The sequence below is a fragment of the Pseudomonas sp. GW821-FHT01D09 genome (assembly GCF_059422465.1).
Genome location: NZ_JBWKWY010000025.1, coordinates 58190 through 81292, shown reverse-complemented (window position 1 = coordinate 81292; position 23103 = coordinate 58190). Strand labels below are relative to the sequence as shown.

Below are 23103 nucleotides of genomic sequence, written 5' to 3'. Positions count from 1 at the left end.
ATGCAGGCACCTCGGTGTGTCAGTTACACCGCGGTGATGCTATCGCGGGCAAGCCCGGCTCCCACACAAAGCTCGCGCCTGGCAGTAGTGTGGCTTACTGCGCCGAGTAGATCTGGTCGAACACGCCACCGTCATTGAAGAATTTCGGTTGGGCAGTTTTCCAGCCGCCGAAGTCTTTGTCGATAGTCACCAGCTCCAGTTTCGGGAACTGCTGGGCGTATTTGGCGGCCACATCCTTGTCACGCGGGCGGTAGAAGTTCTTCGCCGCGATCTCCTGCCCAGCCGGGCTGTACAGGTGGTTGAGGTACGCCGTGGCGATTTCGCTGTTGCCCTTCTTCTCGGCGTTCTTGTCGACCACGGCCACGGGTGGCTCGGCGAGGATCGACAGGGACGGCACGATAATGTCGAACTTATCGGCGCCGCCCTCTTCCTTGAGGGCCAGGAACGCTTCGTTTTCCCAGGCCAGCAACACGTCACCCTGACCGTTGTTGACGAAGGTGATGGTCGAACCGCGTGCGCCGGTGTCGAGGATCGGCACGTGCTTGAACAGCTCTTTCACGTACTCCTGGGCCTTGGCTTCGCTGCCACCGGCCTTGAGGCCATAGGCCCAGGCGGCAAGGAAGTTCCAGCGGGCGCCGCCGGAGGTTTTCGGGTTTGGTGTGATCACCGAGACGTCCGGCTTGATCAGGTCGCCCCAGTCCTTGATGCCCTTGGGGTTGCCCTTGCGTACCAGGAACACGATGGTCGAGGTGTACGGTGTGCTGGCTTCGGGTAGGCGGGTCTGCCAGTTCTCTGGCAGGGTCTTGCCCAGCTTGGCGATTTCGTCGATGTCGCCGGCCAGGGCCAGGGTCACCACGTCGGCGCGCAGGCCATCGATCACCGCCCGGCCTTGCTTGCCCGAACCACCGTGGGACTGCTGGATCTTCACGTTGTCGCCAGGGTGCGCCTTCTTCCAGAAACTGCTGAATTCGGCGTTGTACTCCTGGTACAGCTCACGGGTCGGATCGTAGGAAACGTTAAGCAGCTCGTAATCCTTGGCCACTGCGGAACCGGCAAACACAGCGCTGGCCAGGGCGGCCAGGGCATAACGGCGAATCGACGACATAGACAAGCTCCTGAAATTCTTGGGTGTTGGCTTTTCTTATTAGTACGGGCCCTGCAATCGAATCGCCGTGTTGGCTCAGCTCGGCTTGTTGCCCGGGCTCTGCAAGCGGAATTTCTCTTTGCGTTCGATCTGCACCACTTGGGCGTTGTGTACGGTGATTTCCACTGCGCCAAAACGCAGGTCACGCAATGCGCTTTGGATCTCGCGCAAAATGGCTGCTTCGTCCTGGCCGTCAACGCTGCGTAGAGATGCGCTCATGGTCGTGCTCCTGAAATGAGAAGTGCCTGGCAGTGGCGGCACTGCTTGCGGCGTGAGGGCGATAGTAGATAAGCGCGGATATTCTTAAAAATACTATTTAAGAATGTTTATATAACCAGAAAAATTTTTCAGGCAGGGCACGACGTTGCGCCGTATGGAGAGCCAAATGTGGGAGCGGGCTTGCTCGCGATAGCGGTGTGTCAGTACCAGATTCATTGACTGAAACACTGCTATCGCGAGCAAGCCCGCTCCCACATTTTTATTGCATTCCAACCCCGGGACGGGCTTAGCGGATGGCGGGGGCTCTGGCCCAATCGATATCAGCCGCCAGCATCGGCCGGCCAAACCAGTAGCCCTGGCCCAGGTCGCACTGGTGATCCAGCAGGAACCGCGCCTGGTCCCGTTGCTCGATGCCTTCGGCATGCACTTGCATGCCCATGCTCTGCGCCAGGGCGATGACCACCCGCACAATCGCCGCATCGTCTTCATCCCACGGCAGGCCGGCGACAAAGCCCTGGTCGATTTTCAACTTCTGCACCGGCAACCGCTTGAGGCGCAGCAGTGACGAATAGCCCGTGCCGAAGTCATCGATGGCCAGGCTCAGGCCCAGCTCGCGCAGGCGGTGCAGTTGCTCCAGGGCCACTTCCGGGTCGTCCATCACCGCGCTTTCGGTGACTTCCAGCTCCAGCTTCGCCGGGTCCAGGCCGGTGTCGTGCAGCACCTTGGCCACCTGCTCGTACAGTTCATGGCGGGCAAACAGGCGGCTGGAGATATTCACCGCCAGGAAAGACAGGCCCCTGCCCTCTGCCAGCCACCGGCACATCTGGCGACAGGCCTGGTCCATGACCCAGGCATCGATCTCGGCGATCAGCCCGGTGCGCTCGGCAATCGGGATAAATTCCGCCGGCGACACCAGGCCGCGCAATGGGTGCTGCCAGCGCACCAGGGCTTCCACGCCAATCATCCGGCTGGTTTGCAGGTCGTGGACCGGTTGGTAGTAAACCCGTAGTTCCTGCTGATCAAGGGCGCGACGCAATTCATTGCCGATCTCGATCCGGTGCTGGGCATGGGCAGTCAGTTCCTCGGTGTACAAAGCGTAGCCTTCGCGCCCGGAACTCTTGGCCTTGAACAGCGCCGAGTCAGCGTTACGCAGCAGTTGTTCGGCGCTCAAGGCGTCGCTGGGGAACAGGCTGATACCAATACTGACGCTGACAAACAACTGGTGGCCGTCGAACACGAACGGCTGCTTCATACCGTCGATGATGCGCTGGGCCAGGGCCGCAGCCTGGACCACCTGTGGACAACTTTCCGCCAGCACCGCGAACTCATCGCCGCCCAGGCGCGCCAGGGTCACGCCGGAGCCGAACAGGCCTTGCAGGCGCTCACCCACGGCCTTGAGCAACTGGTCACCGACATTGTGGCCAAGGCTGTCGTTGATGATCTTGAAGTGGTCCAGGTCAAGCAGCAGCAACGCACAGCCACGCTTGTGGGTTTGCGCCGAGGCCAGCGCCTGCTCGGCGCGGTCGGTGAACAGCAGGCGGTTGGGCAGGTCAGTCAACGGGTCGTGGTGGGCCAGGTGGGCCAGTTCGTGCTCGGAATGCTTGATCGCGCTGATGTCGGAAAACACCGCCACGTAATGGCTGACCTGGCCCTGGTCATCATGGATGACGCGGATGGTTTGCCACTGTGGGTAAATTTCCCCGCTTTTACGTCGGTTCCAGATCTCGCCGCTCCACTCGCCGTCTTGATTGAGACTGCGAAACATTTGCTCATAAAACGCCGGCGAGTGGCGACCGGATTTGAACAGGCTCGGCTGGCGGCCCATCACGTCTTCCACCTGGTAACCGGTGATTTCGATAAAGGCGCGGTTGACGTGGACAATCCGCCCACGGGCGTCGGTGACCAGTACCCCTTCGCGGGTGCAATCGAACACCGCCGCCGCCTGGCGCAGGCGCTCGCGGTTTTCCTTCAAGGGTTGCTGGATGCGATGGACGCGGGCGCTGCGGGCACACAACAGGAAAATAAACAGCGCGCTGAGGCTGACCCACAGGTAGCCGCGCAGCATCTGCCACTGCACCATTTCCCTGGGTTCATCGATGAAATTGATAAATACCTGCTGACTGAGCTGTATCCACAAGATGGAAATCAGCAAATACACCAACCCTGCACGCAGGGCACCTCGGTATGAAAGCAGCATATCGCTAGTAATCCTTACTAAAAAACAGAATCGCCCTACAAAGGCTGCGGATTATAGGATAAGTAACATCTCGTCACTCCTATTCAAAAGGGTGACTGGTTTTATCTGTAGGCTTAGTGATAATGCGTGAGCTGTTCTTTTCTTTATCTGAGGGCCATACAGCCTATGTGGTACAACGGTTTTCTTGACTTGTCAGCCTGGCAACTGGTGGCAGTCACTCTGTTGATGACCCACGTGACCATCATCGGTGTCACGGTCTATCTGCACCGCTATTCAGCCCACCGCTCCCTGGAGCTCAATGCTGGCCTGAAACACTTCTTTCGCTTCTGGCTGTGGCTGACCACGGCGCAGAACACCCGCGAGTGGACCGCCATCCACCGCAAGCACCACGCCAAGTGCGAAACCGTCGACGACCCCCACAGCCCGGTGATCAAGGGCCTGTCCACGGTCCTGCGCAAAGGTGCCGAGCTGTACCGCACCGAGGCGGAAAACCCCGAGACCCTGCGCATCTACGGCAAGAACTGCCCGGAGGACTGGATCGAGCGCCAGCTCTACACCCGCTATCCGCTGCTGGGCGTGGCCCTCATGGGGGTGATCGACGTGCTGCTGTTCGGCACCATCGGCATCACCATCTGGGCGATCCAGATGATGTGGATCCCGTTCTGGGCCGCCGGCGTGATCAACGGCCTGGGCCATGCCGTCGGCTATCGCAACTTTGAATGCCGCGACGCGGCGACCAACCTGGTGCCGTGGGGCATCATCGTCGGTGGCGAAGAGCTGCATAACAACCATCACACCTACCCCAACTCCGCCAAGCTGTCGGTCAAGAAGTGGGAATTTGACCTGGGCTGGGCCTGGATCAAGGTGTTCAGCTTCCTGCGCCTGGCCAAGGTGCAGCGCGTCGCGCCGATTGCCCACCGGGTCGAAGGCAAGGGCCACTTGGACATGGACACCGCCATGGCGATCCTCAACAACCGCTTCCAGATCATGGCCCAGTACCGCAAGCTGGTGATCGCGCCGCTGGTCAAGCAGGAGCTGGAGAAGGTCGATCATTCGGTACGCCACCAGTTCCACCGGGCCAAGCGCTTGCTGTCGCGGGAAACCAGCCTGCTGGATGAGCGCCACCACCTGCGTATCCAGAGCATGCTGGAGCACAGCCAGGCCTTGAAAGTGATCTACGAAAAGCGCCTGGCGCTGCAACAGATCTGGCTCAAGACCAGCAGCAACGGGCATGACATGCTCGCGGCCATCAAGGAATGGGTGCACGAGGCCGAGGCCAGCGGGATCCAGTCCCTGCGCGACTTTGCCCACCAGTTGAAGACCTACTCGTTGCGCCCGGCAAACGCCTAGGTGTCGCAGGAGCCGGGAGGACGCCCAGTCCTTACCGGCTCCACAGTTTTTTGGCGCCATTTCACAGTCGCCGAACATTCCGTCTCATTCGCGACTGATAACGGAACTTAGCTGCAATTCCCCTCTCTCAAACAACACTTCGCCATCCTGGCGGGCCTTGTTTTGACTGCTGTTCAATGCTACGGCATGTCCAGAGAGAATTGTGCCGATGGTCCACGAAACGGACTCCCCAACCGCCACCCCACCTGAGTCGACGGACGCGTCGCGGCCGACTGCTGCCGCCACGTTGCTGGCGTTGATGCATGCCCAGGGCGAAGTGGAGCGCCTGAGCGAGCGCGAACAGCTGTTGAGCTCGCTGCTGGTCAGTGTCAACGCCGTGCTCTGGGCCATTGAGTGGGAAACCCGACGCGTGCTGTACGTCAGCCCTGCCTATGAGCGCATCTTCGGGCGCTCGGCCAGCCTGCTGTTGGCTGAACACCGTGGCTGGCGCGACAGCATCCACCCCGAAGACCAGCAGTACGCCGAGCAAAGCCTGGCCCAGGTGCTGGAGTTGGGGGCGGTCGAGGATCGCCAATACCGCATCATCACTGCTGACGGGCAGATCCGCTGGCTCAGCGACAAGTGCTTTACCAACCAGCAGGCCACCCCGGGAAAACCGCTGATTGTGGTGGGCATCGCTGAAGACATCACCGAAAAAAAGCACCTGGAACTCGAACTGCAACGCCTGGCCACCACCGACGTGCTGACCCGCAGCAGCAACCGCCGGCACTTCTTCGAGTGCGCCCATCACGAATTTGAACGCGCCTGTGCCCAGGGCCTGCCCCTGGCCTTCCTGTTGCTGGACATCGATAACTTCAAGACCATCAACGACACCTACGGCCACCTGGAGGGCGATCAGGTGTTGTTGCGTATCGCCGAGAGCGGGCGCGGGGTATTACGCCGTGGCGACCTGTTCGGGCGCATTGGCGGCGAAGAATTTGCGGCGGTCCTGCCAGGATGCGCGCCGGAAAGGGCCATGCAGGTTGCCGAACGCCTGGGCCAGGAAGTGCGGCAACTGGGTTTCAGCCATGAAGGCCGGCCCTATGGCGTGACCGTCAGCCAGGGCCTGGCCAACCTCACGGCCGAAGATGCCACCCTGGACAGCCTGTTCGCCCGGGCCGATGCGGCCATGTATGAAGCCAAGCGCCAGGGCAAGAACCGGGTAATTGTCGGCTGAATACCTGGCCTTTCATGGCGTTAAAAAATAGCGAAGATCAAATGTGGGAGCGGGCTTGCTCGCGAAGACGTCGGCCCAGCAAACATTGATGTTGACTGACCCACCGCTATCGCGGGCAAGCCCGCTCCCACAGGGGGGGCCGACCTGGCAGAGGATTTTGCGCACGCCACAAACAATGTGGGAGTTGTCGAGCTTTAGCGAGGCTACGATAGCGGCCGCATATTCAGCATCATTGCTGCCTGACCCACCCCCTATACAGGCTTGCGGAGGCGCATCAGCTCTGAAAGCCCGACTCTGAGCAGCCGCGCCGTCTTGCCCTTGGCCAGCGCCTCGACCCCCTCGTGCTCGCTCAGCCCCGCCAGTTGCGCCGCCATGTTCATCACCAGCGCTTCACGGGAATACACCCCACCTTCGAGGGAATACACCGCCGCAATCAATTGGCGCAACTCCAGGGGCAAGCGCCAGCGGATGCGCAGCGCCGAGCCATAGCTGGCACCAAAGCGGTCGAGCGCAGCAGCGATCATTTCGTCATCCAGCTCGCCACCGCCCTGGCACCACTCCTGCAAGCTGCGCAAGAGGGCCAGGTCGCCCAGCCGATGGAGAATCCCGGCGCTGTAGCAGCGCTCGTGGTCAAGGTCGAGCATGCGTGCCAGCGAACGGGCGTAATGCGCGGTTTGCCGGGACAGTTGCCAATGGTGCTCGGCGTGCTCCATCAGGCGGGCATCGCTGAGGATCACATTGTGCTTGAGGGCCAGGCCGAGGATCAGGTTCATGCTCTGCCCTGCCGCCAGTTTGTGCAGCGCCATGGACAGGGTCTGCACCGGCGTACCGTGATGGCCGGCGCTGTTGGCGGCGGCGATCAGCACCGCCGTGATCTGTGGATCGACCTTGACCTGCTCTTCCAACTGCTTGAGGTCCAGGCCCTCCGGCGCCAGGCTGCCGTGCACGGCGGCTTTTACATCAACCCGCAGCGGCGCGCCGTCCGACAGCTCGCGGCGGTGCTCCAGGAACACCGGCAAGGTCATGCCCGCGGCCAGGGCCGGGATTTGGCAATACACCGTTTCGCCCTCATTGAGCAGCAGGTCCTGCAGGCGTTGCGTGAGGCCTTCCATGTTCAGGGGCTTGGTCAGGTAAGCGGTGGGCGCCAGCGGCAATGCTTCGCGCACACTGGCACTGTCATTGCGCGTACTCAACAGGATAAACGGCAACGCCGGCCCCTCCCGGCGCTGGCGCACACTGCGCAACAGGCTCAGGCCATCAACGCCCGGTAGCTCCCAGTCGGCAATGATCAAATCGTAGGGTTTGTCTCGCAGCAACTCGGCGGCGTGCTGCCCGTCGGCGCACACATCCAGCCGCGCGTCGCAACGCACATTCAACAACACCTGCTTGAGCAAATCCCGCGACCAGGGGTCGGTCTCGGCAATCAGTACACGGGGTACAGCAGGTAAATCAACCGCAGTCATGCAGCACGCTCCATCGGCAATCCCTGCACATTAGACAAAGAAGCCGCCCGTGAGCAAAAAAAAACCGCATACGCGGTTTTTTTGTTCACGGGCGGCTTCTTTGAGCGACAAGCTGCAAGCGTTACATCACTTGCAGCTTATAGCTTGCCGCTCAAAGCTCTGCGAAGCACTCTTCGATGATCGCCAAGCCTTTGTCCAATTGCTCATCCGGCGAGGTCAGCGGGACCAGTACGCGCAATACGTTGCCGTAGGTGCCGCACGACAGCAGGATCAGGCCCTTGTCACGCGCCTTGGCTACTACGGAGGCAACCGCCGCAGCGTTCGGCTTATGGCTGTCGCCATCCTCGAACAGCTCGACCGCGATCATCGCGCCCAGGGCACGCACTTCGCCGATTACCGGGTACTTGGCCTGGATAGCCTTGAGGCCGGTGACCAGACGCTCGCCAACCGCCTTGCAGCGGTCCAGCAGGTGCTCTTCTTCAAACACTTCCATCACCGCCAGGGCTGCGGCGCAAGCAATCGGGCTACCGGCATAGGTGCCGCCCAGGCCGCCCGGGGCGATGGCGTCCATGTATTCGGCCTTGCCGCACACACCGGCCAGCGGGAAGCCACCGGCGATGGATTTGGCGAAGGTGGTCAGGTCGGCGGTAACGCCCATCTGTTCCATGGCGAAGAAGGTCCCGGTACGGCCGGCACCGGTTTGCACTTCGTCGGCGATCAGCAGGATGCCGTGCTTGTCGCACAGTTCGCGCAGGCGCTTCATAAAGGCTTTAGGCGCGATGTAGAAACCGCCTTCGCCCTGTACCGGCTCGATGATGATGGCTGCAATATCACGCGGCTCGGCATCATTTTTGAAGATGCGTTCGATGCTGGCGATGGAGTCGTCAATACTCACGCCGTGCAACTCGTTCGGGTACAGCGCGCGGAAGATGCCGCCGGGCATCAGGCCCATGCCCGCAGAGTACGGCACGACCTTGCCGGTCAGGCCCAGGGTCATCATGGTGCGGCCGTGGTACGCGCCGGTGAAGGCGATCACGCCGGCACGGCCTGTCGTGGCCCGTGCGATTTTCACGGCGTTTTCCACGGCTTCGGAACCGGTGGTGACCAGCAGGGTTTTCTTGGCGAAATCACCCGGGACCTTGGCGTTGACTTTTTCGCACAGCTCCACGTAAGGCTCGTAGGCCAAGACCTGGAAGCAGGTGTGGGTCAGCTTGTTCAACTGCTCGGTCACGGCCGCAATGATTTTCGGGTGCAGGTGCCCGGTGTTCAGCACGGCGATGCCGCCGGCGAAGTCGATGAACTCGCGACCTTCAACGTCAGTCACGGTGGCGTTCTTCGCGGATTCGGCGAAGATTGGGTGAATCTGCCCAACACCGCGCGGTACAGCGGCTTCGCGGCGTTTCATCAAGGAAGCGTTGGTCTTGTTGCTCATAAAGTCCTCATTCGCCACTCATCGGGTGGCGCGGTCCAAGGATTACGTGGTGGGGAGGCAACTACGCCAGCATGCGATGATCGACTGCCGCAGCTTTCCCGGCCACTTGTGAAATAACATTCAAAACACGCAAAGGGTCAGCGCTCTCGTGCCCTTTGCGTTTCACGCAATGCCTTGCCGGGTTTAGATGCCCAGGCAGAGGTATTTGATTTCCAGGTAATCCTCGATCCCGTACTTGGAGCCCTCACGGCCCAGGCCCGACGCCTTGATACCGCCGAACGGCGCCACTTCGTTGGAGATCAGCCCGGTGTTGACGCCGACCATGCCGTACTCCAGGGCCTCGGCCACACGGAACACACGGCCCAGGTCACGGGCATAGAAGTAGGACGCCAGGCCGAACTCGGTGTCGTTGGACATGGCGATCACTTCGGCTTCGTCTTTGAAGCGGAACAGCGGCGCCAATGGGCCGAAGGTTTCTTCCTTGGCCACAGCAGCGTTTTTCGGCACGTTGGTGAGGATGGTCGGCTCGAAGAAGTTGCCTTGCATGACCTTACCGCCCGCCAACAGGGTCGCGCCTTTGCCCAGGGCATCGGCGATGTGCTCCTGGACCTTGGCCACGGCTTTTTCATCGATCAGGGGACCGGTGGTGGTGCCTTCTTCCAGGCCATTGCCGATCTTCAATTTGGCGACGGCCACTTTAAGTTTTTCAGCGAACGCGTCGTACACCGAATCCTGGATGTACAGGCGGTTGGCGCAGACGCAGGTCTGGCCGTTGTTGCGGTACTTGGAAATGATTGCGCCTTCGACGGCCTTATCCAGGTCGGCGTCGTCAAACACGATAAATGGCGCGTTGCCGCCCAGCTCCAGGGAAACTTTCTTGATGTCCTTGGCGCATTCGGCCATCAACTGGCGACCGATTTCGGTCGAGCCGGTGAAGGACAATTTACGCACGGTCGGGTTGCTGGTCAGCTCGCTGCCGATATCGCCGGCGCTGCCGGAAACCACGCTGAACACGCCGTTGGGGATGCCGGCACGCTGGGCCAGTTCAGCCAGGGCGAACGCCGAGAACGGGGTTTGCGACGCCGGCTTGAGGACCATGGTGCAACCGGCAGCCAGGGCCGGGCCGGCTTTACGGGTGATCATCGCGGCCGGGAAGTTCCATGGCGTGATGGCAGCGGTGACGCCGATCGGCTGCTTGATCACGATCAGGCGCTTGTCCGGCTGATGGCCAGGGATCACGTCCCCGTAGATACGCTTGGCCTCTTCGGCGAACCACTCGATGAACGAAGCGGCGTAGACGATTTCGCCCTTGGCTTCGGCCAGTGGCTTGCCCTGCTCCAGGGTCATCAGGCGCGCCAGGTCATCCTGGTTCTCGATGATCAGCTCGAACCAGCGCCGCAGCTTGTTCGCACGGTCCTTGGCGGTCAGTGCACGCCAGGCCGGCAAGGCCTTGTCGGCGGCTTCGATGGCCCGCCGGGTTTCGGCGGCGCCCATCTTCGGCACGGTGCCCAGGATCTCGCCAGTCGCGGGGTTGTTGACCTTGATCGTTTGACCGTTGTCCGCATCGACCCAAGCGCCATCAATAAAAGCTTGTTGGCGGAACAATTGGGTGTCTTTAAGCTGCATGTCGGCTTTCCTTAACAGCACCGCGCGCGCGCGGGGCAAATTAGAGTTGTTGAAAGGCGCCTTGAAGGCTGCCGTCAGGGAAATCAGTCACTGGGCGCAAGCAAGCACATAGCGCACGGGAGACAGAGCGTTTGAAATCTCAAACGAATCCTAGGATCAAAGGGGGGGTAGGGCAATAGTCTGTTCAAAAAAAAGAACGAAAAGGGCATATTTGCCGGACTATTCTGACAAGCGTAACGGACCCGAATTGCGCATCACCGGCACACACCGCCCGGTACAGAGCCTCGCTACTCCAGAATCCCACCAACAGACGGCCAAAAACCAGCATGGACGCCCAAGGTCGACATGGGTATGATGGCGCCCGCACAAGCATCCGTAGCTCAGCTGGATAGAGTACTGCCCTCCGAAGGCAGGGGTCGTGGGTTCGAATCCCGCCGGGTGCACCAGATACAGATAAAAAAGCCCCAGGTCGCAAGACCTGGGGCTTTTTTGTGGCTCAACGCCTTTGCAACGCCTCCAACCGCGCCGGCAGGTTTTCCTCGGGGAAGCGCTTATGCAGCGCCAGCAGCTTCTCATCCGCCGCCCTGCTCTCTCCCGCCTCGCGCAAACGCACGATCTCTTCAAGCCCTTGCTCCAGGGACTGCGGTTTGGCGGCCATCTGCTTGCTCATTCTGGCCACGGGCTCATCGGCCATGGCGCTTGCCATCTCGGCCTGGACCGGCGTGCTGTCGGCCTGCGGCGCCATTGCCATACGCGCCATGGGTGCGGGGGCGGCGGGGGCAGAGAGTGCCGGCGGCGGTGGCGCGGCGGCGTATTGGGTGGCTTCGGGCAGGTTGAAGTCGGGCACTGGCGAGCGCGTCACCACGCCGATCAATAGCGCGACCCCGGCCACGGTAGCAAAAGCCATCTGCCAGCGTGGCCGTTGGCAGGCGTGCAGCCAGCGTTGCCACAGGCTTGGCACTGGCGTGGGGGCTTCGCGGCGGGCGGTGGCGAGGATGAAGGCGTCGAGGGACGCGGGCGGCTCGCTGGCGCTGTGTTGGCGAAAGTGCTGGATCAGCCCTTCGTCTGTCGGGTCCTGGGGGTGTCGGGAGTCAGTCATACGGGTACCTCCTCGGCCAGCAGCCGACGCAGTTTCTGCTGGGCGTAACGCAAGCGGCTTTTTACCGTTTCCAGTGGGCTGCCGGTGAGGGCGGCGATTTGCGGCAGTTCCAGGTCGCCGTGCAGGCGCAGCATAAACACTTCGCGCTGGTCTTCGGGCAGGTCTTGCAACGCCGCATCGAGGCGGCCCTGGTCGCGGCTCAGGCTCAGTTGCTGCTCGGGGCCGGCACTGTCGTCGGGTTGGGCGTGCTGTTGTTCGTCGTAGCTGTCGTGCAACGGGTTGTGGATGCCGTGCTTGCGCCAGTGGTCGATCAGGCGGTTGCGGGCAATCTGGAACAACCAGGTACGAAAACTCGCCCGGCCCTGTGGCAGGGTAGTGCTGCGGATCAGGCTGAGCCAGGTGTCCTGGTAGATTTCCTCGGCCAGTTCGGCCTTGTTGCACAGGCCCACGAGAAACCGGTAGAGGCCCTGGCGGTGCCGGGCATACAGGGTCTCGAATGCAGCAGCATCGCCGGTGCGGTAGCGGGCCAGCAGCAATTCGTCGCTGGGTGGATCATCTGGTACGGCCATGTTAAGTGGCGAACTCCTTTCGATGGATCACTGCAGATTACCTGTGGGAGCCGGGCTTGCCCGCGATGGCGGTGGGTCAGGCACTATCGGCGGCACTGGCCCACCGCCATCGCAGGCAAGCCAGCTCCCACATTGGCTCTATATCGTGTGCAAGATCAGTGTTTAAGGCTTTGGGCCAGTTCCACCAGTTGTACGAATTCGTTACGCAGGCCGTAGGGATCATCAGCGCGGGCCGAACGGGCCAGGGCGGCGGTGTCCTTCAGGCTCATGGTGCCAGTGTAGCGGCCATCGCCCTTGAGCTGTTGGGCGAAGGCAGCTACAGCCGCCGCGAAGCGCAGGTCGGCGCTGGCGGCCTGTTGAGCATTCTTGATCGGGTGTTCGATCAGACGACTGCTGCCACCCGCCGCCGGCTTGTAGCGTACCCGCAACATGGCCAGTTCTGATGCGTTACCCTCGGCAGCCTCGGCCTGGGCATAGCGCAACGGTTCCAGCCAGCCTTTGGCACCCTTCGGTACAATTTCATACAGCGCCGTCACGGTATGCCCGGCGCCGATCTCACCGGCGTCTACCTTGTCATTGCTGAAATCCTCACGTTTCAAGGCGCGGTTTTCATAGCCCAGCAGGCGATATTCGCTGACGTGGGCCGGGTTGAATTCCACCTGCAACTTCACATCCCGCGCCACCACGGCCAGGGTCGAGCTGAGTTGCTCCACCAGCACCTTGCGGGCTTCGCGCAGGTTGTCGATATAGGCGTAGTTGCCATCGCCCGCGTCGGCCAGTTGTTCCATCAGGTGTTCGTTGTAGTTATCCACGCCAAACCCCAGGGTGGTCAGGGACACCCCGCTTTTGCGCTGGTCCACGGCCATTTGCTTGAGGCTGTCGAAGTCGCTGATGCCGACATTGAAGTCACCGTCAGTGGCCAGCAGGATGCGGTTGATGCCCTTATCGATAAACCCTTCGCGGGCCATCTGATAGGCCAGCTCGATGCCCGACGCCCCCGCTGTGGAGCCGCCGGCGGTCAGTTGCTCGATGGCGTTGCGGATTTTTGCCTTGTCGCCCCCGGATGTGGGCTTGAGCACCACCCGCGATTCACCGGCATACACCACCAGGGACACGCGGTCCTGATCGCGCAGTTGCTCCACCAGCAGTTTGAGGGTGCTTTTCACCAATGGCAGGCCTTCGCGGCGGTCCATGGAGCCGGAAACATCCACCAGGAACACCAGGTTGGCCGGCGCCAGTTCGGCCACCGCCCGCTCGGAGGCCTTGATGCCGATGCGCAGCAGGCGCGTGTTGGGGTTGGGGGTGGCGGCGACTTCGGTGGTCACGCCAAAAGGCGAGCCATCGGTGGGCAGCGCGTAGTCGTAGGGGAAGTAATTGACCATTTCCTCAAGTCGCACGGCGCCTTCGGGCGGCAGCTGGCCTTGGTTGAGGAAACGCCTGACATTGGCGTAGCTGCCCGTGTCGACATCGACGCTGAAGGTTGAGACTGGGGTTTGGGCCACGCTGTGCACCGGGTTGTCCGGCAGGTTCTGATACTGCTCACGGGGTTCGGCGCGGTATTCCATCGCCACGGCGTCATGCATGGCCATCGGGGCCGGCATCGCCATCCTTTTGAGCATGGCGCTCTGAGCCTGAACGGGCGTGCTGTGCAGTTCGAGGACGGCAGCCGCTTCGGGCGCCTTGGCCTCGTCACGGGACGACAGCCCACATCCGGCGAGCGCCACCAGCAAGGTCACGGCAAAGCCCTGGGCAGCGGGACGTAGGAAGAGAAGAGGATGGGACATGGGCTGAACCTCGTGAGTGAATGATGCGTTCACAAGGTCAGACGTAGGGGCGTCGGGATTCGGGTTAGCGTGCGGTCACTCAGTCCAGGTGGGAGCTGGCTTGCCAGCTCCCACATTGGATCGGCAGTGACTGGTCCAGATCAGTCCGAGCCGTACTTGGGCGAGCGCGGGCCGTACAGCAGGCCGGTGCGTTGCCCGGCCGACAACAGGCGCGCGCTGGTGATGCCGGCAATCGGGTGCGCCGCGTCGGTGGAGCTGTTGATCACTTGCTTGACCGCCGCCGTGATCAGCATGCCCACCAGGCCGCCCCCGTTGTTGTTGCCTTCCTCGCTGGAAGCCCGTGCCGAGCCGGTCCACAAGGTGGTGCCGGTGCGCAGGTCGACCAGTTTGGCCGAGGCCATCACCGAGGTGTCGCTGGTGATCAGCATGTACTGGGTGCCGTACTCGCTGACGGTAATGTACAACGCCGCGTCTGCGCCGAAGATCTCGTGCAGCTTGCCCGGCGCCACGCCCTGGATATCGTTGGCGGTGGTCAGGCCGTTCTGGCGGAAGGTTTCATCCACCAGGGCAATCGGCATCACGTAGTAGCCGGCTTCGGCCAACGGGTAAGTCACCTGCGATACCAGGCTGTAGGACGCCTGCACTTCAGGGGATTCGTTGATCGGTGGCAACACCAGGATCGACTTCGGCCGCGCCTGCTTGTACGCCGAGTAATCGACAGTCTTGGGCGCCGCGCAACCACCCAGCAAAGCCAGGACCAGCAAGGCGCCGGTGAGTTTCAAAAAGCTCATTGCTTCACCTCTGGGGCCTTGGCGTTCTTGAGCAAAAAGTCCATGTAAGCCGCAGACTCGGGGAACAGCGCCTTCTCGGTGCGCAACTGCTGCACCATCTGGTCATCCTTGCCCATGCTCAGGTACAGCATGCCCAAATGGGCGTGGTAGCCCGGTGGGGCCTGGCGGCCACTGGCGTTGATCTTTTGCAGGTCGCGTTCCAACGCTTCGACCTGGGCTTCCTTGGGCTCGCCCTTGAAGTACTCGTAAACCTGTGGCTGGTAGCTTTCCCATTGATACAGGGGCTTGGGTGCCGTCTGGCACCCTGCAACCAGCGCGGTTGCTGTCAGCATCAGCGCTAACTTCACTGCCTTGCTCATCCGTGTACTGCTCCTTGAAAACACTTGAATCAGTTACGCGGGTTCCAGGCGCCGGCATTGATGCCGTCGACCAGGCGATTGATCGCTTCGCGCATGGCCAGGTCCAGGACCTTGCCATTGAGGGTGGAGTCATAGCTGGCGGTGCCGCCAAAGCCCACGACTTCACGGTTAGACAGCGCGTATTCACCGGCGCCCTGGGTGGAATACACCACTTCGGAGGTGCTGATGTTGACGATGTTCAGGTTAATCTTGGCGTAGGCCACCTGGGTCTTGCCACGGCCAAGGATGCCGAACAACTGGCGGTCGCCGGTCTCTTTGCGGCCGAACTCGGTCACATCGCCGGTCACCACGTAGTCAGCACCCTTGAGGTTCTGGACGGTGCCCTTGATTTTCGCTTCCTGGGAGATTTCGCCCATGTTGTCGCGGTCCAGCACGCTGAAGCGGTTGGTCTGCTGCAAGTGGGTGATCAGGATGGTCTTGGCCTGGCCACCGAGGCGGTCCACGCCATCGGAGAAGATCCCGCGCATGTAGCTGGAGCGGTTATCGAACTTGCCCACGGCAATCGGCACGCGTACGCCGGAGTAGGCGACGCTGGCGCTGGCGACTTTTTCGATCGGCAGTGCGCGGGAGCTTTCCGTGGCACAACCGGCCAGGGTCAGCAGTGCTGTGGCGGCAAGGCCGGACAGCAGGATTTTGCAGAGTGATTTCACAGGGTGCTCCTAGGTGAATAAATCCGGGGTATTAGCGTGAGGGTATGGCGCGCAGGTCGTGCACGATGTAATTGCTCAAGCCACCGGTGAAATGGCGCTCGATATTGGCGTTGCCTTCATTGGTCAGGATCCCGCCAATGGTCTTCCATTGCTGCACCTGGCCGCCCCAGTTATTGGGCACCAGGCCACCCCGATCCTGGGCAAAATGCAGCACCTCGGCGTCGGCCTTCTTGACCTTGACCTTGTAGCCAAAGTCGATGCTTTGCAGGATGGTGTTGTCGTCGACCACCAGGCTGGTGATACCGCCCTTGGAGTCGAGGATATGGCGCACGTAGACGGTATCCACGTCCAGCAGGTAGTCCGCGGTCTGCTTGCTGCTGGCATAGCGCTTGGCCTTGAGCAGGCGGTCGACCAGGTCCACGCCCAGTTGCTCGCGGACTTTGGCGTCCGACATGAAAATCCGGCCCTGCCCCACCACTTTGACGTCGAAGGTATCGACCCAGAAGGTGGCGGTCTTGGGAATGGTCACGGGGGCTGGAGAGATGTAGTACGGGGGTTTGGAAGCACAGCCGGCCAGGAAGGACAGCGCCAGCAGTAAGGCAAAAATGCGCATCTTTGAATTCGTCCCTGATTAAGTGCTGCGGCATTTTACGAGGTTGAGAGCGGTTCTCAAGTTGTTTCGTCGCAGACGCCTACAAGGGCGTACGGTGGGCAGGGTCACCGGCCATGACGGCACGATCCCCGCGCTGATGCAGTGACCCTTCAAGACTTTGCCCACCTGCTCGCCGTTCCCTTGCGTGACGGCTGCGGTTTGATGGATGTGATTGGGCGACGGTTGAGTCTGCAGCGTTCATAAATAAAAAAAGGGCGGTTCAGTACCGCCCCATTTTGCCTACAACAAGCGGCGTTGCACCGCTTCATCCAGCGTACTGCGGGTCAACGCCTGCACGATTTCACGCGTGTCCTGCTGGAAAGGAACGGCGACGATCAACAGCAATTGCATCCAGGTGCGCACCGATTCGCTCTTGCGTACACGCCCCAATTCCTTACCGTCCTTGTCCTTGAATACAGTCTCCAGGGTGAAGGTATTCTTCGCCGTTGAAGGGATGATGAAGAACGTCACACCGGTGATGATGGCCGACGCCATGCTGAACTGTTCATTGTTGTACAAGGAGGCTTCGACATAGAGGTCCGAATCGACTTTATCCGTACTGACCCGCGTAAAACGCCCAGACTGGCGAAAGCCCTCGGCAACCGTCGTTTCCCCAACCGCCGCTGCTGCCCCCGTCGCGGTATTGGCTGGGCCACCGTTAATCTGGATCATAGCCGTGGTGCGCACGTACACCGTTGGCTTTTGCTGTGGGGCATTGGCCGTTGGCGGCCAGGCCTGAACCGGCGGCAATTCATGCTGCGAATAGGACACGCACCCCGTCAGCAAAACAGCGGCGAGCACCAAACCGTGCTTGAGCAAACCCATCATATTCATTCTCCCTTGAGCTGAGGTGCGGCCAACTTCGCGGTGGCGGTATCGAGCAGTTTTGAAACCAGCTCATTGAGTTGCTTGGCACCCATCACCGGCGACCAATACTCGCGCCCGTACAAGCCGACGTTATGCTCAAACTTGATCTGCTCCTTGGCCGCCGCCAGCTCTTTGCCGTCGCGGTCGACAATCACCAGATCCCCCGCCACATCGAAGCTGTCCACATAGATCGGTCCGTTCACCCAGATCCAGATCGTCAGGGTCAACAACGCGCCGGGGATATACGCAGGATGCGGAGCGCGATGGCCCTTGAGGGACGTCATGTTGAACTTGAGCACCACATCGTTCTCCCCGAGGCGCGCGGGGTACTCGATGACCTGCTTGAAGTACCCACCAGCCTTGACGTACTGGTTGAGCTGCATCGTAAGCGAACGGCTGATGGCCGTACGGGTTGCGTCGTCCGCGCCTGGGATGGCAACCGTGACATCGGCAACCTGCGCCGCGCGAGGATTACTGACAGACGCAGGATGAAGCGGAGCGCCCAACGGGCCGCTGACGGTATAGGAGACGCAGCCAGTCATCGACAATGTTGCGATGAGGGCGGCGACCTTTAAGAGGCTTTTGAGCATGTAACGTCCTTATTGGTGGGGATCTTACGAGGATGAGCCAGAGAAAAACGGGAGCAGGCCATGATTGGGAGTTTAATCACGGACTGGTTCCATTTTCCTTTTTAAACTATATTCGTCACTGGCTTTATTTTTTGCCGGGGATGTTTACTAAAAATAAATCTGTCCCCTTTTCCGGTCCAATACTGTTTATCTCCCAAAGGTGCGCGAATCATGGAGAACCTCATCAAAGTCTTTCGGACGGTAAAATTTTAGACGTGTCTACCGCTTTGATTTTTCCGAGGGCATCAAGCACTTCAATTTCTGTCGCGCCATCTGGACGCGTTCTCACGACCCAGGTCTCCGTGCGGTTCGCGTCCACGGCGAGCCGTACATCCATACTCTGATTCTCTCCAACCGCACGTTCCAGACGATCACCTCCAAGAATCCATGAGGTTGAGCCGATTGCCATCTTGCGTATTGCCTAACCCCGAGGAGCCAGACTTCTTGGCTGAAAATAAATCTGTCCCCTTTTCGTCCCATTTTCCAGTCCCCTTTTCCATGAGTTTTTACCGTTCGATTTCGTCTACGCCGGTCGTCGCGCCTTGAAAGGCGACAAGCCAGGTACAGAGATTTTTCGCATCGTTGACGGTCGGCTTGCTGACAGTTTCGTCTTTGCCAGCAAGTCGCTCAAAGGCAACGTCATCGGCGGTGTGTATCGCGGTGCGCTGTTCACTGACAGTCAAGAGCGTGGTTTGGGTGCTGTGACCTTCGTAGAGCGCTGGAAAGATGCGACCGGCAAACGCACTGCGCCGTGGACTTTGTCTCATGACTCGACCTCAGCCTCAGTGAATGGGTGCAGGGGCAGCTCAATTTGTATTAGTATTCGATATTTTCAGGGTTATGGTTATTTACAAAAAGGATACTTTAATGAATAAATTGCGTTTCATTATAACAATCACTATTGCGGCTACGACATCACCCTATGCTCACTCATCACCACCAATACACAGCTTATCTAGCTGTACCTCTTCTTTTTTTAAAAATTTATCTGATAATAAAGACACTTCAACCATTATAAGTAACTTTTATAAGACTGGGGTAAGTGAAGGCAAATACAAACACCTTATTAACTTGTCTGATAACGGAATTAAATTAAATAGCTTCAATTTTAGCTACACTAATTTTGATAAATATAAGAGCTCATCATTAGGCGCGCCAACAGGAAAATATTATTATTGGGGATTTGAGTCTAATCAACCTATAGCTGAAGTCGCCAAATTAATTTCTGAAAAAATTGACATCGTTAAAACTTCTAATGATACATATATATATAATCCCGAGTACCGCAATTCATTAGAAGAAGCTTGGAAATTAAACTACTCCCCAGTAGGAGGCGTTGCACCTGATAAGGACTCAGCTGAAAGATTGTTCATTATAGAAAGTAATGATAATGGGGGTACGACTATCTATTGCAGCCTTCAGGGTAATGTTAATGATGCTGATCTTCGCCATGCGGGGTTACTCAAATGAACATCAGATTAACAATGCCCGCAGTAATTATTTCATTTCTACTTGGGTGTAGCAATAGTAATAATTTACAAGATTCACCCCCTGCCGGGTATAACAAGATGGTGGAGCTAAATAGTTCGATAGTTTATCTGGCAAAGAATGGACCTATTTATTATCAAGGGAAAAAAGATTTGATCCAGCTGAAAGTTATTACTTCTTTCAAGAAAGAAGATTCAGTTGTTGGGGTTAAGTTTAGATCAATCAAATCAACTAATGTTTATGATTGTAGGAAAAAAAATAAATACATGGAGATTCCAGACGGTTTTTTCAGTGATAAGTATGCCGTTGGAAGCCCTGCCGTTGAATATCCAAAAACAACAAATGCTTGGATTATTTCTAAAGATCAAGGTTTAAATGGTTTTTTGTGGACGCTCATTTGCCAAAATAGAATTGTTGATTAGGAAGATTCTGAAAAAGACTTCCTAACTTGAAAAAACTCCGGACACCAATCGCCGAGCTTTTCGATGATAAAGCAAATGATGTTCGCAGATACCGAGTAAGCCGGTAAGCACAAGCATGGCATATGGCGCCGAAGCGAGAGCTGGGCTTTACCGATTACACACGTTCAATTGCTGCAGCAGCGAATGCATTCTCTGACGCAGCAATCATGCCGGAACGTCAACTGAATTAACCACGGAAAAAGGCAGTCCTCGCTACGTAACTGGGCTTGATGTATCCAAGCCACGAGAGCTGACCGGGAAAAAGGGGACAAATTTGAATGGCACTTACTTAACCTTCTTCGGGTGCCCATTTCTCCGTACCTCAGCCCTTGCCGATCGACGTGTTTGCATCAGCATGGGGTAAGGCTTGGGTCTTCGTTTTAAAGCGCGGGGTTCTATCCTGCCAGGCCGGTTTCCGACACGTTTGTAGGCAATCAACTTGAATAAGCTCAACAACTCATCGCCGTATTCGCCAACCCCGTACTGCCTCAACGCAAGATACAGCTGAAGACTATGCTTGAAGCTCAATTCTCGCGGTAAACAATCCGCTAACAGAGCGGCAAGGGCTGAGGCCCGGAGAAATGGGCACCCGAAGAAGGTTAAGTAAGTGCCATTCAAATCTGTCCCCTTTCCCCCTTCCTTTTCCCCTTTATCTACCCCCGTTTTTGAATTTTCTCAAGTCGCTGGAGCTGCATTGATATCAAATTCATCTTGGTCATTAATTTCAGCATCCGCCCTCAATATTTCAAAATCACAAACCCCTTTATTAAAACGGACATTTACTTCATACAACCCGTTTGAAGACGGGCTGACAAATTCGACCCGAAGAATATAGCCTCCTCTAGGTAGTTCTAGAGAAATCGTATCCGATATGCTACCAATTTCAATATTTTTGTCTTTAATTACAAATGGCACTTTAAAGGCCCGCACCACCTCAGCGCTCAGCGCGGGCTCGTCCTCATTGAGGAAAATATTAACTTTGTGATCCCCTTCATCAACTAACGCTTTAAAAGAAACGCTTCCTACCCGCCAGGAAAACCCTTGCACGTAACTCCTATCACTCCAATCGTTATACGGCTGATCGAGCGAACTTAAAAACACGCAAAACTGTGAATACGACAAGTATATATTTGCTTCAATTTTAGCCATTAGCCCACTACCTTAATCCTGACTTTCTCTCCATCTGATAATCCTCGACACGCATTTCCTATGCATGGGCGAAAAGGCGAAAAGGGGACAGATTTATTTTTATCTCGAAAAATAAACCCGTCCCCTTTTTTGTCACCGGGTGTTGCTGATCGAGTCAGAGCCGCCACTTGCTCAGCGGTGAGGGCCACGCCCAGTTGCAGGTTGAGCGAGTCGCGGTAGCCAATGGCGTTGTCCAACAGGTAGTCAGAGAAAAAATGGGAACAGATTTATTTGATCATTTCGCCGCCCGCTAGAAGCAAAAAATAAATCTGTCCCCTTTTGCGGTCCCTTTTGCGCTTTTCCCCTAAGAAATCACGTCAAGACGACCACAGGAAAACCGAATCAAATCGCCGACGCTAATTTCTCCGGGCAAAACATCATCTAATTCAACGACAACTGAGCCAACCACCACTAACCGCTCTTTTAAATCAATCACCTCCGCCAGAAACTCATGAGCAAAACTCTCACCTAAACGTTGCATTACTGGCTGAGCATTCAATTCCGCCTTGGTTACTCCCCTAATCGAGATGGCAAGCAAAGGCTCGCGTAGGCGATCCCCTACCTGCATGCTGCATGGATGAGAAAAAGCCACGCACTCAAAATTTTCATCACCAATTGTCAGCATTGCCTCTTGCGCATCTTTAGAAATCCATTCACACCGCTTAACGATCATTTAGAAAACCCCAAACTAGGTGCTTTTCTTGCCAGCTCACTTACAGACTTAACATGGAATGTAGTTATATTTCCTGTTGCCCTATCCAGACCTACAAACCCATATTTAGCACTTCCTTCGCCGCCAATTAGCCTTACATAACCATTCATTTCCGGAACAAATGTTCTGTTTTTAATTACAGGAAAACGCAGGAAAAAGGGGACAGATTTATTTTTATCTATCGTGCCGCGGCCTACCTTGCCCTCGATATGCGATTCGGATTCCTGCGATACGCTCGACCTCATCGATGAAGCGAGTAGTTCCAGTAAGTTGCCCACGCTGTAGAGCCAGACGTATCGTTTTCAACTCATCGCTTGAAACAGCCTGATTTACGAAGCTCTTGTAACTTTCCTGCCGATCCTGCTTTGTATCACCCAGCATATCAAAGCAATCATCAATGTCTAACCAATCGTTATCAGGAGAACAGCCGACTCGAGCGTTATAACTTGACCATGGGTAGTCTGCTGCACTCGCAACAATATCGGCACGAACAGGATTCAGCTCGATGTATCGACAGCACGCCAGAAGATATCTTTCGGACTGCACCACGCTCGACTTATATCGACCCTCCCATAAAGTACCTGTCCGTCCCTCTATCCGGTTCCGATAGCGAGTAGCTCGTGCTGCAAGCGCTTTCATAAGTTGCCCCAAACCAGCAGCCGACTCGGTTGGTGTGACTAACAAATGAATATGATTGGTCATTAAACAATAGGCATATACTTTTACGCCAAATGCCTCCTTCAGTTCCCGAAGATCCCCTATATAGCGTTGGTAATCTTCTGGCGCGGCAAACACAACCTGACGATTGTGACCACGTTGTACAATATGGTGCGGATAGTTTGGCAGAACAACACGTCCCATCCTAGGCATAATGAACCTCCTTCCTTAAGAGTTTATAGCCTAGCAAAGGGACAAAAATAAATTTTTCTTTTTCTGCTTCAGCGTATAAATATCACAATAAAAGGTCGTTTTTTAGCCGAACGATTTAGTTAAAAGTAAAACTTCCAACGACATAAAAATAAAACCAAATTATTAAAGAACAAAGTAACACAGCCTCAAAAAAACCATCCCCCCCCTAAAAACCAACCCCAGAAAAATCGTAATCTGACTCTGTCACCCTCGAAGTGCTAAAAATAAATCTGTCCCC

The 23103-nt window shown here is 57.4% G+C and carries 23 protein-coding genes, 1 tRNA gene and 1 pseudogene; 6 read left to right on the top strand and 19 right to left on the bottom strand.

The window, feature by feature from the left end; all coding sequences use genetic code 11:
- Positions 1-94 precede the first annotated feature (94 nt).
- The 3 genes from AC07W7_RS19980 to dibA form a co-directional block, all read right to left on the bottom strand.
- Entirely contained in the window at positions 95-1105 is a 1011-nt protein-coding gene (locus AC07W7_RS19980; RefSeq protein ID WP_169898027.1) for a sulfate ABC transporter substrate-binding protein, read from the bottom strand.
- A gap of 75 nt (positions 1106-1180) precedes the next feature.
- Entirely contained in the window at positions 1181-1363 is a 183-nt protein-coding gene (gene oscA / locus AC07W7_RS19975; protein ID WP_029299482.1) for a sulfur starvation response protein OscA, read from the bottom strand.
- A 286-nt stretch (positions 1364-1649) separates the two neighbouring features.
- Positions 1650-3560, bottom strand: coding sequence for a phosphodiesterase DibA (gene dibA, locus AC07W7_RS19970; protein WP_169901032.1), 1911 nt, complete (start codon positions 3558-3560; stop codon positions 1650-1652).
- A 165-nt stretch (positions 3561-3725) separates the two neighbouring features.
- Between dibA and desA the strand changes: the two genes are divergently transcribed.
- A complete protein-coding gene (desA, locus tag AC07W7_RS19965; RefSeq protein WP_076962019.1) occupies positions 3726-4910 on the top strand; it encodes a delta-9 fatty acid desaturase DesA in 1185 nt (394 codons plus the stop codon).
- A gap of 208 nt (positions 4911-5118) precedes the next feature.
- The gene (locus AC07W7_RS19960) at positions 5119-6126 is read left to right on the top strand and encodes a sensor domain-containing diguanylate cyclase (RefSeq protein ID WP_076962018.1); all 1008 of its coding nucleotides are present in this window, start codon (positions 5119-5121) and stop codon (positions 6124-6126) included.
- Between the two features lie 251 nt (positions 6127-6377).
- On the opposite strand, the gene AC07W7_RS19955 is transcribed toward AC07W7_RS19960, so the two are convergent.
- The 3 genes from AC07W7_RS19955 to gabD all read right to left on the bottom strand — a co-directional run bounded on the left by AC07W7_RS19955 (position 6378) and on the right by gabD (position 10647).
- Entirely contained in the window at positions 6378-7589 is a 1212-nt protein-coding gene (locus tag AC07W7_RS19955; RefSeq protein WP_169901031.1) for an HDOD domain-containing protein, read from the bottom strand.
- A gap of 151 nt (positions 7590-7740) precedes the next feature.
- The gene (gene gabT / locus AC07W7_RS19950) at positions 7741-9021 is read right to left on the bottom strand and encodes a 4-aminobutyrate--2-oxoglutarate transaminase (protein ID WP_076962016.1); all 1281 of its coding nucleotides are present in this window, start codon (positions 9019-9021) and stop codon (positions 7741-7743) included.
- 183 nt (positions 9022-9204) lie between these two features.
- Complete coding sequence (gabD, locus tag AC07W7_RS19945) at positions 9205-10647, bottom strand: NADP-dependent succinate-semialdehyde dehydrogenase (RefSeq protein ID WP_495039978.1); 1443 nt, start codon at positions 10645-10647, stop codon at positions 9205-9207.
- A 369-nt stretch (positions 10648-11016) separates the two neighbouring features.
- Between gabD and AC07W7_RS19940 the strand changes: the two genes are divergently transcribed.
- Positions 11017-11093, top strand: a tRNA-Arg gene (locus AC07W7_RS19940).
- Between the two features lie 50 nt (positions 11094-11143).
- Here AC07W7_RS19940 and AC07W7_RS19935 read toward each other — a convergent pair.
- From AC07W7_RS19935 to AC07W7_RS19895, 9 genes are all read right to left on the bottom strand, one after another.
- Complete coding sequence (locus tag AC07W7_RS19935) at positions 11144-11746, bottom strand: hypothetical protein (RefSeq protein WP_495039977.1); 603 nt, start codon at positions 11744-11746, stop codon at positions 11144-11146.
- Positions 11743-12315 (bottom strand): RNA polymerase sigma factor, encoded by a 573-nt coding sequence (locus tag AC07W7_RS19930; RefSeq protein ID WP_495039976.1) that lies wholly within the window; start codon positions 12313-12315, stop codon positions 11743-11745. Before AC07W7_RS19930 ends, AC07W7_RS19935 begins: the two co-directional genes overlap by 4 nt.
- Positions 12316-12470: 155 nt before the next feature.
- Positions 12471-14099, bottom strand: coding sequence for a vWA domain-containing protein (locus AC07W7_RS19925; protein WP_495039975.1), 1629 nt, complete (start codon positions 14097-14099; stop codon positions 12471-12473).
- A gap of 140 nt (positions 14100-14239) precedes the next feature.
- The gene (locus tag AC07W7_RS19920) at positions 14240-14890 is read right to left on the bottom strand and encodes a DUF799 domain-containing protein (protein ID WP_495039974.1); all 651 of its coding nucleotides are present in this window, start codon (positions 14888-14890) and stop codon (positions 14240-14242) included.
- Positions 14887-15249: a DUF4810 domain-containing protein gene (locus AC07W7_RS19915; RefSeq protein WP_495039973.1), complete on the bottom strand. Its 363-nt coding sequence runs from the start codon at positions 15247-15249 to the stop codon at positions 14887-14889. Before AC07W7_RS19915 ends, AC07W7_RS19920 begins: the two co-directional genes overlap by 4 nt.
- Positions 15250-15278: 29 nt before the next feature.
- Positions 15279-15959, bottom strand: coding sequence for a CsgG/HfaB family protein (locus AC07W7_RS19910; protein ID WP_057436965.1), 681 nt, complete (start codon positions 15957-15959; stop codon positions 15279-15281).
- A 31-nt stretch (positions 15960-15990) separates the two neighbouring features.
- Entirely contained in the window at positions 15991-16572 is a 582-nt protein-coding gene (locus tag AC07W7_RS19905) for a hypothetical protein (protein WP_495039972.1), read from the bottom strand.
- Between the two features lie 279 nt (positions 16573-16851).
- Entirely contained in the window at positions 16852-17439 is a 588-nt protein-coding gene (locus AC07W7_RS19900; protein ID WP_495039971.1) for a hypothetical protein, read from the bottom strand.
- 2 nt (positions 17440-17441) lie between these two features.
- Positions 17442-18068, bottom strand: coding sequence for a hypothetical protein (locus AC07W7_RS19895; protein WP_495039970.1), 627 nt, complete (start codon positions 18066-18068; stop codon positions 17442-17444).
- Between the two features lie 581 nt (positions 18069-18649).
- On the opposite strand from AC07W7_RS19895, the gene AC07W7_RS19890 reads away from it, so the two are divergent.
- Genes AC07W7_RS19890 through AC07W7_RS19880 form a run of 3 tightly spaced genes read left to right on the top strand, consistent with a single transcriptional unit; the run spans position 18650 to position 20017 of the window.
- Positions 18650-18982, top strand: a complete 333-nt coding sequence (locus AC07W7_RS19890; RefSeq protein ID WP_495039969.1) for a hypothetical protein — start codon at positions 18650-18652, stop codon at positions 18980-18982.
- Positions 18975-19577, top strand: a complete 603-nt coding sequence (locus AC07W7_RS19885) for a hypothetical protein (protein ID WP_495039968.1) — start codon at positions 18975-18977, stop codon at positions 19575-19577. The genes AC07W7_RS19890 and AC07W7_RS19885 overlap by 8 nt, the downstream gene beginning before the upstream one ends.
- Positions 19574-20017 carry a surface-adhesin E family protein gene (locus AC07W7_RS19880; protein WP_495039967.1) on the top strand — a complete coding sequence of 148 codons (444 nt, stop codon included), beginning with the start codon at positions 19574-19576 and terminating at the stop codon, positions 20015-20017. The genes AC07W7_RS19885 and AC07W7_RS19880 overlap by 4 nt, the downstream gene beginning before the upstream one ends.
- Positions 20018-20341: 324 nt before the next feature.
- On the opposite strand, the pseudogene AC07W7_RS19875 reads toward AC07W7_RS19880, so the two are convergent.
- The 4 genes and pseudogenes from AC07W7_RS19875 to AC07W7_RS19860 form a co-directional block, all read right to left on the bottom strand.
- Positions 20342-20617: pseudogene (locus AC07W7_RS19875) on the bottom strand (IS4 family transposase); the annotation flags it as partial.
- A gap of 114 nt (positions 20618-20731) precedes the next feature.
- Positions 20732-21205 carry a competence protein ComJ gene (gene comJ, locus AC07W7_RS19870; RefSeq protein WP_495039966.1) on the bottom strand — a complete coding sequence of 158 codons (474 nt, stop codon included), beginning with the start codon at positions 21203-21205 and terminating at the stop codon, positions 20732-20734.
- Positions 21206-21548: 343 nt separating this feature from the next.
- Positions 21549-21917: a hypothetical protein gene (locus AC07W7_RS19865; RefSeq protein WP_076962001.1), complete on the bottom strand. Its 369-nt coding sequence runs from the start codon at positions 21915-21917 to the stop codon at positions 21549-21551.
- Between the two features lie 213 nt (positions 21918-22130).
- Positions 22131-22826 (bottom strand): transposase, encoded by a 696-nt coding sequence (locus AC07W7_RS19860; RefSeq protein ID WP_076962000.1) that lies wholly within the window; start codon positions 22824-22826, stop codon positions 22131-22133.
- Positions 22827-23103: the final 277 nt, after the last annotated feature.